Source organism: Shewanella sp. WE21 (genome assembly GCF_002966515.1).
GTDB classification, from domain to species: Bacteria; Pseudomonadota; Gammaproteobacteria; order Enterobacterales; family Shewanellaceae; genus Shewanella; species Shewanella oncorhynchi.
The window spans coordinates 2597845-2610565 of sequence record NZ_CP023019.1; the positions used below are offsets into that span (position 1 = coordinate 2597845).

General features: G+C 45.3%; 9 protein-coding genes. 7 read left to right on the forward strand and 2 right to left on the reverse strand.

Annotation, left to right across the window (positions count from 1 at the left end; genetic code table 11):
• The first annotated feature begins 235 nt into the window (after positions 1–235).
• The 4 genes from CKQ84_RS11290 (at position 236) to CKQ84_RS11305 (ending at position 3455) form a co-directional block, all read left to right on the forward strand.
• Positions 236–1432, forward strand: coding sequence for an MFS transporter (locus CKQ84_RS11290; protein ID WP_105253049.1), 1197 nt, complete (start codon positions 236–238; stop codon positions 1430–1432).
• Positions 1401–2366 carry an HTH-type transcriptional regulator YidZ gene (yidZ, locus tag CKQ84_RS11295; protein ID WP_105251345.1) on the forward strand — a complete coding sequence of 322 codons (966 nt, stop codon included), beginning with the start codon at positions 1401–1403 and terminating at the stop codon, positions 2364–2366. The genes CKQ84_RS11290 and yidZ overlap by 32 nt, the downstream gene beginning before the upstream one ends.
• Before the next feature lie 246 nt (positions 2367–2612).
• Positions 2613–3056 carry a hypothetical protein gene (locus CKQ84_RS11300; RefSeq protein ID WP_105251346.1) on the forward strand — a complete coding sequence of 148 codons (444 nt, stop codon included), beginning with the start codon at positions 2613–2615 and terminating at the stop codon, positions 3054–3056.
• A 57-nt stretch (positions 3057–3113) separates the two neighbouring features.
• Positions 3114–3455, forward strand: a complete 342-nt coding sequence (locus CKQ84_RS11305) for a hypothetical protein (RefSeq protein WP_254053181.1) — start codon at positions 3114–3116, stop codon at positions 3453–3455.
• Positions 3456–3501: 46 nt separating this feature from the next.
• Here CKQ84_RS11305 and CKQ84_RS11310 read toward each other — a convergent pair whose 3' ends face one another.
• Positions 3502–6231 carry a DEAD/DEAH box helicase gene (locus CKQ84_RS11310; protein WP_105251347.1) on the reverse strand — a complete coding sequence of 910 codons (2730 nt, stop codon included), beginning with the start codon at positions 6229–6231 and terminating at the stop codon, positions 3502–3504.
• Between the two features lie 372 nt (positions 6232–6603).
• On the opposite strand from CKQ84_RS11310, the gene CKQ84_RS11315 reads away from it, so the two are divergent.
• A complete protein-coding gene (locus CKQ84_RS11315) occupies positions 6604–7974 on the forward strand; it encodes a hypothetical protein (protein ID WP_105251348.1) in 1371 nt (456 codons plus the stop codon).
• A 231-nt stretch (positions 7975–8205) separates the two neighbouring features.
• On the forward strand, positions 8206–9327 hold the full coding sequence (locus CKQ84_RS11320; protein ID WP_105251349.1) for a sterol desaturase family protein: 1122 nt from the start codon (positions 8206–8208) through the stop codon (positions 9325–9327).
• Between the two features lie 176 nt (positions 9328–9503).
• Here the strand turns inward: CKQ84_RS11320 and CKQ84_RS11325 are convergent, their stop codons facing one another.
• Positions 9504–10937 carry a LysM peptidoglycan-binding domain-containing protein gene (locus CKQ84_RS11325; RefSeq protein WP_105251350.1) on the reverse strand — a complete coding sequence of 478 codons (1434 nt, stop codon included), beginning with the start codon at positions 10935–10937 and terminating at the stop codon, positions 9504–9506.
• 210 nt (positions 10938–11147) lie between these two features.
• Here CKQ84_RS11325 and CKQ84_RS11330 point away from each other — a divergent pair, with 210 nt between their 5' ends.
• Positions 11148–12503, forward strand: a complete 1356-nt coding sequence (locus tag CKQ84_RS11330) for a leucine-rich repeat-containing protein kinase family protein (protein WP_105251351.1) — start codon at positions 11148–11150, stop codon at positions 12501–12503.
• Positions 12504–12721: the final 218 nt, after the last annotated feature.

The window sequence follows — 12721 nt, forward strand, 5'->3', positions numbered from 1 at the left end:
GTAGACTGATCATTCACCGACATATCCCCTGTGGTCGCAAACCGCAGGGGATGTTTTTCTACCTCTTTCTTTCCCTATCTTCTGTTACCAACTTTTCTTTCACGTTCGTGGTGTTATGCCCTCCCATAGGTCGTCAATGGAAATACCTGTTGTCGAAAATGCCACTCACAGATCTGCGCGAGTGAAACTAGGCTAGGCGCAACTTATGTGTGAGATGGCTAACGGGGTGAGGTATATGTTTCGATATCTATTGTGCAGTTTTTGTCTAGTGTTTTTGTACCCGACAGGGATAGATATGTACTTGGTCGGTTTGCCGCAAATTGCGCAGGATTTAGGGGCGAGTGAGGCGCAGCTGCATATTGCTTTTTCTGTGTATCTTGCGGGAATGGCGACCACTATGCTGTTTGCGGGGAGCTTAGCCGATAGGATTGGGCGTAAACCCATTACCTTGTTTGGCGCATTGTTGTTTGCTATTGCCTCTTACTTTGCCGGTAGTGCGCAAACCAGTGATCTCTTTTTAATGGCACGCTTTGCACAAGGCATTGGTGCGGGTTCTTGCTATGTTGTGGCTTTTGCGATTTTGCGGGATGTATTAGACGATAAGCGCCGAGCAAAAGTGCTCTCTATGGTCAATGGCGTGACTTGTATTATCCCTGTGATAGCACCTGTGATAGGCCATTTAATTATGCTGAAATTCCCATGGCCTAGCCTATTTAACACTATGGCGGGGATGGGATTAATGGTCTTAATCCTGTGTATTTTTGTATTGCGCGAAACCTATCCTAAACCGCAATTTCACACCACAGTTGAGCTGGGTGGATATAAAGAATCCTTTAAACAGCGGTTTTTTCTCAGTCGTGTGGTGATAACGACTTTAGGTGTGACCACGATTTTAAGCTATGTAAATGTCTCTCCCATGTTGATCATGGGGCAGATGGGGTTTGACCGTGGGCAATATTCCAATACTATGGCAATGATGGCATTAGTGAGTATGTTAGCCTCATTTTCGACGCCCTTTTTGCTTAACCTGTTTAAAGAAAAATCGTTAATCTTGTTCTCTCAGACATTATTTGCCGCAGCGGCATTGGTGCTTATCTTGACTCAATTGGGCGGGGTTAGTCAGTCATTCAACCTGTTAGGTTTTGCTTTTGTTTGTTCCGGTTTTTCGATTGGATTTGGGGTCACCATGAGTCAGGCGCTGAGTCCATTTGTTACTCGGGCTGGAGTTGCCAGCTCATTACTGGGAATTGCTCAAGTGTGTACTTCAGCTTTATATATTTGGGTGATGGGTCTGCTCGAAGTGAGCGCGATTAATATATTATTAGTGATCCTCGCTATCGGTGCGTTGGTGAGCATTACGCTGATCTTAGCGGTTCCTAAATTGCCGGAAATTATACTTAATGACCAAATCCCTGAGTCGGCTCGATCTTAACTTATTGTTTATTTTGCAGCTTTTATTACAGGAGCGGAGTGTCTCTAAGGCTGCCAAAAAGCTCAATGTCACGCCATCCACTGTGAGTAAGTCGCTGGCCAAATTACGGGATTGGTTTGACGATCCCTTATTTGTCAAAACGCCGCAGGGATTTCAGTTAACGCCATTGGCTCACGGTATGGAGCAGGAGTTATCGGAATGGTTGCAAATGGGTAAGCAACTGATGGCTAAGCGCGGTGACGAGATGACCAAAGGGCTCACCTTCGAGTTGATGCTTGAGTCGCCTTTGTTGCTTATCATGCTTAATGAGCTGACTCAGGCCATTTATACTCAATACCCTGATGCAAAGGTGAAGGTACGAAATTGGGATTACGATTCACTCGAAGCGATTGTGCGTGGTGAAGCTGATATGGGTTTTACCGGCCGAGAAAGTCATCCACGTTCCAAGGAATCCCTTGATTTATTACCCTATTTTATCGATTTTGAGGTTTTATTTACCGATCTTCCTCAGGTGTATTTGCGCCGCGATCATCCCGCCTTGCAGGAAGAGTGGAATATAGACACCTTTCTTAAATATTCGCATATCAATATTTTGTGGGAAAAGAGCGAAACTTGGGCCTTAGATGATGTGCTTATTGAGCTTGGTCTGAGTCGTAATATTGTGCTGACCTTGGCCAGTTTTGAGCAGTCACTGTTTGTCGCGGCAGAGCCTCACCACAGCATGATGGCAATTGCGCCACAATATTGCGAACAATATGCCCGCCAATTACACCCTGACTTAGTCAGTCGCCCCATCCCAATAAGTGGCGAATATCTTGATAAACTCGCCATTCCTTTTACCTTGATTTGGCATAAGAGAAACAGCCACAACCCCAAAATCACTTGGTTGCGAAGCAAGATCAAAGCGATTTATCAGCCGCATGCGCATGATTAAGGCTGTTAACCATCATTGCCATACAACTACTTATCTATGCTCTGCTTTCAGTTACTCATACGAGTGGCTAGAACCGGATCGTTATACCCTAGTATTCAATCTTGCGTGATTTCCCGCATGGTGTATTTGATAAAAAGCTGATAAGTTTCTTTTATTACAAGTAATTAACTATGCTCGTTTTTGCTGGTCCAATAAGATAAACGAGCTGTACATAAATATTAAGACGTTAGCCGCTAAGGAAAGGGTGTGCAAAGTCCAATCTCAATCGGTTGTGAATGTGGTGGCCCAGAAGATGGCGGCATATCCCGTCTGAAAGTGGAGCTCTTCCACGCGTTAGAAAAGCATGTCACCTCTACGCATTGCGATTCGGTAGATCAGTACGCGTTGGTGCTGAGGGTAGATGGAGAATTTGCCAAATATGGTCTTGAGGGGGTTCATCGGGTACGCTTTGCCAAGAAAAGTCGATACCTTACTGCTGACATTCAAATTCCAGAGTCAGTTTGGCGTTTGGCGCGTGAGGAAGATCTCCGGCAATATCTTGGGTCTTCACTTCGCTCAGCCATAGAGATATTCGTTGCTAGGCTTAAGAAGGCAGGAATTGCGGTTGTAGAGATAAGTCTCTACACCGAGATGAATGTGGCGATCACAGAGTTCACACAACGCGCGTCGGCGGCTAACTATTCGCTGTAGGCGCGACGGCCCTGACTGGCCGCGGCGTGAGCTCAAACTTTATGCATCCGGAACATTATGATAATACAGCGCAAACAAACAATCTGTGCATGGGCGGGTGTTGAGCCGCAAAAGCCAGGGGCAGGAACAAAATTGGGTATCGCGCTTGGTACATTGGGCTGCGGACTAATTAATGGGCTCCGGCATATGCCCAAAAATGGAACGAACGGTTGGTATATCTGGTGTGGGGAATCCATGTCACAAGAGGATGAGTTCTTCTCACCACTTCACGTCGAGCACATCCAAGAATACTTGCCTGAGGTAAAAAAGTATCTCGATCTGCCTCCTGGTTACCGTTTTTTAATTGATGACAATAACTACGAAGATATCTGGTTTGAGGCTGAGCTACTAAATGCATAACAATCGCAGGCACAGCAACGGCTTTTCCGTTGCGGCTTCACCTTCACTAAAGAGCCGCGCGTGCTGCGGGCGTTATTCCCAATTGCTGACAAATATGTTGGATACAAAGTTCTCGCTGTTGGCACCATAGCCCGTAGCTGACGGGGATAAGTTTAATGCCCGCGCGCTGTAAGAGTTTATACAGTTCAATATCGAAAAAGTCCGCCCAAGGTCCTGGGTAACCGATTAAATCTATTGCTAAATATTGGTTACCATAGCGACATAAAATATCCAGTTCTAACCCCGCCATATGGTAGGCGCGCCAGACTGTTATGCCTTTTTCTTCAATCGCAAGTGCTACAGACTGGCCGAAGCTATCGAGGGCATCGACATAATTATGTGCCGCTTGAAATTGACCCGCCGATGCTAAGTAAGTTGCCAGTAAATTATTGTTGGGAAGCTCATGCGCTTGTACCGATAAAAATAACCACTGCATTTGTTTAGCGCGGGTGATGGCAACATTGAACATATCTTCGCGATTTAAATACACGGCGGCTCGGCTGTCGTTGGCCGTAATGCTAAACGACAGCAGCATAATATCGCGCTCTTCCCCTTGAAAACCAAAGGGCGTGGCAATCCGTAATTGGTGACGCTCGAGTTGTTGTGCGCTAAAGCGCGCGAGGATTTGCTGGGATAAATACTCCGTCTGATTGCGAAAACAGGAGAGTACACCAATGCTGGAAGGCACTAATACATTTTCTTGTTCATCAATCAGTTGAGCTAACTTTTGAATTAATGCTTCCGCTTCTATGGCGTTAATTCCCTTACTATCACGGCTGCCAGTAACCTGGACTCTGTGTAAGTGCCCTGAACTTGTGCAAGGTCTGTGCTGCATAATCTTCAGCATGCCTTGATAAAACTGCTGATTACTAAATTGGATCAGCTCAGGTTTACTCCGAAAATGCTCATTTAAAAATACCACTTGGGATTGGCTCGCAAGGGACAGTGACGCTAAGTCGAGCATACTGGCATCACGGTAGCTCATTAGGCCGCGGCAATCCGGGGCGAGTCCGAGTTGAGTCTGGATTTGGGTTTGTTTTGCGCGGGATAAAAACGAGAAATGGCGCAGCTGTTTACTGTCGCCCACCACCAGTGCCGCTTTTGCCCGCTGCAAGGCCGGTAAACATGCGGCAATATTGGCTTGAGTGGCTTCATCAATAATCACTAAATCAAACATTTGCTGCTCCATGGGCAGCACTTTATGTAAGCTGGCAAGGCTAGATAACCAAATGGGAAAGGTTTGTTTTAAGGCATCAAAATCCGTCTTGTAGAAGCCGTCGAGTTGCTTAGCGGACTGGCGGGCGCGTAACGCACTGGCAAAACTCACCAGCGTACTGCGCTTATGTTTGAGTAATTGGTTTAATCGATAGTGAGTTGCCAATTGTAAGTATTTGAGGCTTAAGTCTTCTTTTTGCGCTATCAGTGTCGTTAATTTATCGAGTTCATTCCATTGCTGGGCAAACCTTTTTATACCTGCATGGTAAGCCCAGTTGTAAAATCCTAAGCGCCAACGGGATTGTCCTTGTTGTAAGGTCGCCAGTTTTTGGCCGCGACGTATGGCATGGCGGCAATGACGTATAAAGCCCGCTTCCATCTTGACTTGCTGACGAGTCACAGTATTAAGTTGTTGTTTTGCATTGAGTAGCAACCTATCCGAGACGGCTTCATCAGATGCAGGGTGCTGACCATGGAGCATTTCATCAATCTGGTTTTTAAGGACTTTTATAAACTGCGGCGAGCCTGCTCGAATAAGGCTGCTCCCTAGCTGGAATTGTTGTTGCAATTTATCGGCAATCACATCAACAGCTACATCGGTGTGGGCGACGATGAGGACAGATTTACCCCTTAATACCTGCTCCGCCGCCACTGTGGCTATGGTGTAACTCTTACCAGTTCCCGGTGGGCCTGAGATCTGCCCCAAAGTATGATTGGCCGCAATCTTTAAGGCCTGAATTTGCGCGCGGCTTAACAGCCCTGGAAGATAAGCCTCTTGTGTGTCTTCACTGGCGCTGATTGATGTTGTTTGTTGTGTTTCTGCGAATAGCGCTTTAAGCGGTGCTGATGGTTCAGGCGCTGTCATTAGTTTGTCGAGTTCGTGCAAAATGCCCCGACTCGCGATCGAACGTTCTGCCAAAATGATTTGGCTTCGACTGACAAGAAACTGCCCACGTTTACGGCATAAGCTAGTGAATTCAGCCTCATCGATCAGCTTGGGAAAATGCAATAAATGACTGGTATCAACATCGGCTTGGCCCGCCCGCAGCCAAGATATCCAGCCACTGACATCCGTTGGATTATCGCGTAAATCTTGGCTTAGGCTATGTCCTTCAACGACTAATTTTTCTAATAGAGCTTCATTGATAGTGAATGGCCCTTGGCCAGCTAGAGTGTTATTGCTCTCTAGGTAGAGATTATCGCCGTCAGCCTGTAATTGGCATTCGCGATAAAGGAGTGGTGTCACGACTTTACGTTTTTCGCCATTAAGGTCGACTGTGCCGCAGAAAAACAGACAGCAGTGCAATAATACCTTTTCACGTAAATACAAAGCGCTACGTGCTAGTAATGCACTGGCGGGAGCAAATGGCACAGGCAAGCGGGGTAGGAAGCCACTGCTTAACTCGTCTTCATGTTGGAGTAATAGCTGATCTTGCTCGGCAAGCTTGTGGCTAGACCAGAGATTGATTTCGGCACTATCGTGTTGAAAACATTGTTTGTAGTAGTTGAGAATCCCTTGCAAATCCTATCCATCCCAAAGGCTTAATTGGCGATGCGAGAGTAACCTAATCGCATTAGTCGAACAAGGTTTGTACCGTCTGAAGATAGTTTATCCATAGTCGCTTTAAGCCTAAAAGAGAGGTGTTCGATAGAACAGTCATTTTCCACTGGAGCAGAATTTTTGAGAGGCGAGCAAAAGTATCAGCAGCCGCATTTGTATCAATTAAGGGCCTGAAAAGTGTGGTTTGTATCACTTTTTGGTGTGTTATTGAAATGTTTGTTAAGTGTTTGAGTTTGTAAAATATTTGTTTTTGTTTTTAGTGGAAATTGCCATTGTTGTCATTGTATAACTGCGTAGATTGAACTGAATTTTTGTCTGCTAATGAGGGAAACAATGATAAAAAGTAAGCTAAAGGGATTCGCTGCGGTGGCTGTTGCCTGTTTAGCGGTAACGGCATGTGGCTCAGATGATAATAATGAAGAGGGCACAGATCAAAATGCCACCTATGTGCAATTTTATAATGCTTCAGCTGGAAGCACTGCTACTGCACTCAAAGTTGCCGATAAAACCTATGAAAGTGTGATCTATGGGGACACTATGCCGCGATTTACGTCGACGGCTGGCGTAACTGCGATTGAAGTGATGGCTAAGGATGCCTCTGATAAAGATATCTCTATTTATAAAGAAGATATCGATTTGAAAGTTGCAACGGACCATTTCTTTGTATTACATGGTGATTTTACCGAACCTAAATTACTTAATATCAACTATTCTCGCACTGAACTCGATAAGCTCAACGAAGTGGCTGAAAACAGTAAAATGCAGCTCTTGATTGCCAATACTGCAGTGCATGCCCAAGCTTTTGACGCTTATGTTTCTAAGTCGACCCAAACCTTTGCCGATGCTGTGATGTTAGGCAGTGTGGCCTACGGTGAAGTGTCGCAGCCGCAAGTGATGGATACGGGTGAATATAAGGTTTACCTCGCACCAGCGGGAACAACCAATGTTTCTTATACAACTGCGAACATTAAATTCAGTTCTAAGGTGCCTTATAAGCTGATTATCCGCGAAGGTTTTGGTGCTTCGGATTCAAAAATCACCTTGGACAGTGTCGATTCAACTACCAATGTTCGCAATCATGTAGCATTAGAAGCGAGTGTCGATTATCGCGTCTTTAACGGTTTAGGTTCGCACATTATCGATGTGAAAGTGGCTAGCAGTAAGCAAGATACTCTGTTTAGCGAAGTGCCATCTTTTGGGGTGACTAGCTATCAAGGTGCTGAGTTTAATGATTTTGGTGTGAGTGTGTTCGACCACGGTACGCAAAATAAATTGCTCGATAACGTGTTGATCACCCTTAACCAAGATGACATTAAAACCATCTTCATCTATGAGCAAACGACCGAGCAGGGCAGCCAAGTGAAGGCGATGGAGATGAAGCAAACTAAGACGCCAAGTCCCTATAGCTTTAAGTTCGACATTGTGAGTTTTGCCGATAAAAGCAATCTAACCGTGTATTTCTTAAAGGCAAATGACACGATTGAAACGGCTGTAAATAAGATCACCGCAGTCAATCCTGCGAGCCCTCAGTCAGTGACTGTGCCAGCTGGTGAATATTCTATTAAGGTTATCGCTGTGGAAAACGGTACTAAAACCGTTGTCTATGCATCCGATTTAATGGATTTCAGCAATGAAGATAATGTGACTATGGTGCTGAATAAAGATCCTTCTACTAGCTTTGGTTATAACTTGATTAAGATCTAACCGCTAAGGTGAGTGAACTTAGCTAATACAAGAGCGCTACTTAGGTAGCGCTTTTTTTGCTGTTTTTTTGTGCTCGTTTTAGTGGGCTTAGTAGATGGAGCATTATTGTCTTAGCATTCACTTTTTATTGATTGTGGCTGCGGGGTTAATGTAGGCTGAACGGCAAAAATTAAGCCGAGCATTGCTGTGATGTGAGTAACGCGAGCAATATAGGAAAAGGAGTTCACTGTGATGAGTAAAGGATTTAAAGACGGCCATTTCCAAATTGGTGAAGGCAGTATTAGCGGCACTATAGCGTGTATGTTAGCGATATTATCGTTTCTGGGTGTATTGGCGTTTCATTTTCCCGAATATCTCACCACTCCAGAATTACGCCAAAGCTATAATGTCGATGTTATTCGCAGCTTAATATTTGTCGCCTTAGTGGTGTCGGGCAGTTTAGGTTTATTGAATTTTATTCGAAATAAAAATAAGCGTTTCGGCTTTGTGGCTTGGGTATTTGTGAGTTTAGCGATTGCCTTTGGTGGTCATCAAGTTGAGGTCGAGCCTTTTGCTAATCATAAGGTCTCACTGGGTTTAGATTGGTTTATTTTAGACTTATTAGGCTCAACCTTAATTTTCATTTTTATCGAGAAATGGCTACCCCATAAACCAGAACAAGCAATATTGAGACCCGAGTGGCAAGGGGATTTAAACCATTTTTTGGTGAATCACTTAGCGATTGGATTTGTATTATTGGTGGCAAACCAATTTGTGCAGTCGACCTTTTCTTGGGCTATTTCCAGCACAGTGCAAAGCTTTATCGCGGATCTTCCCTTTGCGTTGCAACTGTTGTTGATTTTATTGGTCGCCGATTTAATGCAATATGCGGCGCACCGTGCCTACCATGAAATTCCTTTCCTGTGGCGCTTCCATTCGGTGCACCATAGCGCGAAACATTTAGATTGGTTGGCTGGTTCAAGGCAACATATGTTTGAGTTGATTGCTACCCGTTGTTTAGTGCTCACGCCGATTTTTATCTTGGGATTCTCCAAAGACATCATCAGTATTTATGTGATTATCGTTGGCGTGCAGGCGGTATTTAATCATGCCAATGTGCAGGTTAACTTTGGCTGGCTACGTTACTTAATTGTCAGTCCGCAATTCCACCATTGGCATCATGCTTCCGATAAGGCGGCAATCGACCGTAACTATGCTGCCCATTTTTCTTTTTTAGATTACCTATTTGGGACTGCAGTTCGAGGTCAGAAAGAGTGGCCAGAGCAATATGGTGTCGTGGGCGATTACATGCCTGTTGGCATGTTTAAGCAGCAATTGTATCCCCTTGGTTTAGCGAAGAAAGACACAAAATAATGGCACTGCAATTGGAGTGGTTTGTTTTGGAATGATTGTCCGAGAGCATTGGTTAGGTCAACTGAGCAGTAACGCTGAACTGTGGCGGTTAACTCTGATATTGGGATAGAAACAAGCCCAACACAGCGCTTGGGAACCGCGCTTTGTTGGGCTTTTTGCCGTTCAAACTACAATCGTTATTCGGAAATTTTCAGTTCTTGGCCTGGCTTAATAATGCTTTTGCCATTGAGCTGGTTCCACTTCATTAAGTCAGCCAGTTTAACCTTATTCTTACGGGCGATTTTATCCAGCGAATCACCTGATTTCACCTTGTAAGTGGTCGCTTTTACTACAGGTTTATCGGCCGATGTTGAGGTAGTCGCTTTAGCTTTGGTCGACGACTTATTGCTCACTTTTTTATCTGTCTTCGCCTTGGTTTTAGTGGGTTCTGGCTCATTATCATTGCCCGCCATTGGCGTTAACAGTGTGAGCTCTTGGCCGATTTTTAGGCGGTCAGATGTCAGATTGTTGGCCTGTTTTAATGCTTTCACTGACATATCAAACTTGGCTGCGATTGTGCCTAGGCTGTCACCAGATTTGACGATATAGCTTTGGCTGTCATAGCGTTTTTGAGCGTAGAGCTTGTCTTGATTTTCCTGATAATGACCTATGTTTTCCAGTGGTAAGGCGATTTGATATTTACCTTTGCTGGGGATTACACCTTGGCGAAAGCCTGGGTTATAGGTTTTAAATTCTGCTTTGCTGAGCCCTGCTGCATTAGCAATCTGGCCGATATCTACGCCATTAGGTGCTGGCACTCTTTCCAAGAAAGGGCGGTTAGCAATAGGGGGGACTTTTAAACCGTAGTGGTTGGGATTTCGAATAATCTGAATAAATGCCAGCCACTTAGGAACTGTTTGTACTCGCTTAGCGGGGATACCCAGTGACCAAAAGTCCGTAGGTTTGCCCTTGGCTTTGTTTTTATCAATGGCGGCTTTGATCACTAGCTCACCGGTATTGTAGGCGGCGACGGCGTTGATCCAGTCTTTGTCTAAGGTGTCGTATAGGTGCTGTAGATAGTCGAGCACTGCATCGGTTGAGGCCAGCGCATCTTTACGGCCATCGTAGGCAGAATTCACCGTTAAGCCAAAATTACGTCCAGTAGCAGGGATCATTTGCCACAGTCCTGCGGGGCCGTTAGCTTGTGCTAAAGGGTTATAGCCACTTTCGACTATGGGCAATAACGCCAATTCTAATGGCATGTTACGCGCTTCGAGCTGGCTGACTATGTAATACAAGAATGGCTCGGCGCGATCGCCGACTTGGTTCATAAATTTTTGTTTATCATCGAAAAAGTTACGCTGTTTACGTACTTCGGCATCATCATGGACGTCAATGGTATTGGCGTGTTGGATCTTTTCCCACACGTCGCTGTACTGCTCAACCACTGCGGGTGGCGTTTGATGCTGTTGTGGCGAGTGGTCGTTATCATTACTGACATCACTTGCTGTGGCATTGAATTCAGTGGTTGATGGGCTTGCTGATGTTGTAGCGCAACCGCTCAGTAGGGCCATTAGCATGGCAAGCATAAGCACTGTAAAAGAGTGCGTTTGGCGAAAATGTGTCCGCATGATTGTCCTGTGATGAGTTGACTGGGCATTCCATATTGGTGCACATGCTAATCTGTTTTCGAGTTTCTGGATAGCTCCCCCAAGTTTTACCTATAGTATCAAAGTTGTCTTAAGGCCGATTGTGCCGCCCTTTGATTGCAGATCCTGCGTTTAGCTTTATCGATTTATACGCTACCATAGCCGCGATTTTTCATTAACTTGGGTAGCAAAGTGCAGACGTTAGCGCAGTTAAGGGCAGGGCAGTTACAAGGGATCACACGTTTACAATTGGTTGAGGATTTAACCGAGTTCCCGCGGGAGATTTTTGATTTAGCCGATACCCTCGAAATCCTCGATTTATCGAATAATCAACTGAGCACTTTGCCCGAGGATTTACACCGCTTATCGCATTTAAAGATAATTTTCGCCTCAAATAATCGCTTTGAACATTTGCCTGAGGCATTAGGGCGCTGCACAAATTTAGAGATGATTGGCTTTAAGGCCAATCAAATCAAAACAGTGACTGCTGCGGCATTACCGCTGCAAACCCGCTGGCTCATCCTAACCGATAACCTCATTGAGACATTGCCTGCGGCCATGGGCGATTTACATCGTCTGCAAAAATTAGCTTTAGCGGGTAACCGTTTAACAACCTTGCCCGAGTCGATGGCCAATTGCCGCAACTTAGAGTTAGTGCGTTTATCGGCCAATCAACTCCACGCACTGCCAGCTTGGTTACTCAGTTTGCCCAAACTGACTTGGCTCGCCTTTGCGGGAAATCCATTCAGCCATACCTTAGTCGATCCCCATGCCGATGTGGCCACAGTGGCGAATGTGACTCTGGGTGATATCAAGTTGGCTGAGAAGCTTGGCGAAGGGGCTTCTGGGGTCATTTATCGAGGCGATTGGTTGAATCAAGCCATGATAGCCGCGACGGGGTCGGCGCAGATTGCGGTAAAACTCTTTAAGGGTGAAGTGACGAGCGATGGTTATCCCGCTGACGAGTTAGATTGCTGTCTCACAACGGGTGATCATCCCAGCCTTATTAAGGTCGTGGCGCACATTAGCCAAAAAGATCAATTGGGTTTAGTAATGGAACTAATTCCGGCAGGGTTTAGTAACTTAGGGTTACCACCAAGTCTTGTCACCTGCACTCGCGATACCTTTAAAGACGGTAGCGAATTTCGCCTTGATGAAGTCGCCAAAATCACACACCAGTTGGCCGATGCGATGGCGCACATGCATGCTAAACAAGTAAGCCATGGTGATGTCTACGCCCATAATATTATGGTTAATCAACAGATGAGCTTATTGTTTGGGGATTTTGGTGCGGCATCAAACTTACGCAATCTATCGACAGCAGAACGCTTAGCGATAGAAGCTATTGAAGTGCGATCGCTTGGTTGCTTGATTGAAGATCTGTTGGCCTATGTGGATGCATCTGCCTATGTGAATACCTCGATTGACCCTCTGTACTACACACAGTTGAGTGCGATTAAAGACGAGTGCATGCAGTTAGATGTGGCTCAGCGCCCCTGTTTTGCAGACGTGAAAAAGGCCATCGGAGCACTGTTAAAAGGTAAATAGTGGCTTGCTAATAGGCTGGCTCTACACTTGTTTCAAGTTTGCTGTATTTTATGGTTGTTTGTGTGATTTAAGTGCTCACTATTAAGTTTATCGTTAAGTTATTGTTTTGTTTGGTTGTGTAACCGAGTTTTTACTGGCACTGACTGGGATTAAGCCTATAGGCTGTATACCCAAATAACCTCAAATTGCTGAAACAGGCACTTTGGGGGGACTTGGTA

What these genes read in the sequence shown, in the direction of transcription:
- CKQ84_RS11325 (WP_105251350.1), bottom strand. Translation starts at nt 10,937, where the DNA reads ATGCGGACACATTTTCGCCAAACGCACTCTTTTACAGTGCTTATGCTT.
- CKQ84_RS11320 (WP_105251349.1), top strand. Translation starts at nt 8,206, where the DNA reads ATGAGTAAAGGATTTAAAGACGGCCATTTCCAAATTGGTGAAGGCAGT.
- CKQ84_RS11305 (WP_254053181.1), top strand. Translation starts at nt 3,114, where the DNA reads ATGATAATACAGCGCAAACAAACAATCTGTGCATGGGCGGGTGTTGAG.
- CKQ84_RS11290 (WP_105253049.1), top strand. Translation starts at nt 236, where the DNA reads ATGTTTCGATATCTATTGTGCAGTTTTTGTCTAGTGTTTTTGTACCCG.
- yidZ (WP_105251345.1), top strand. Translation starts at nt 1,401, where the DNA reads ATGACCAAATCCCTGAGTCGGCTCGATCTTAACTTATTGTTTATTTTG.
- CKQ84_RS11315 (WP_105251348.1), top strand. Translation starts at nt 6,604, where the DNA reads ATGATAAAAAGTAAGCTAAAGGGATTCGCTGCGGTGGCTGTTGCCTGT.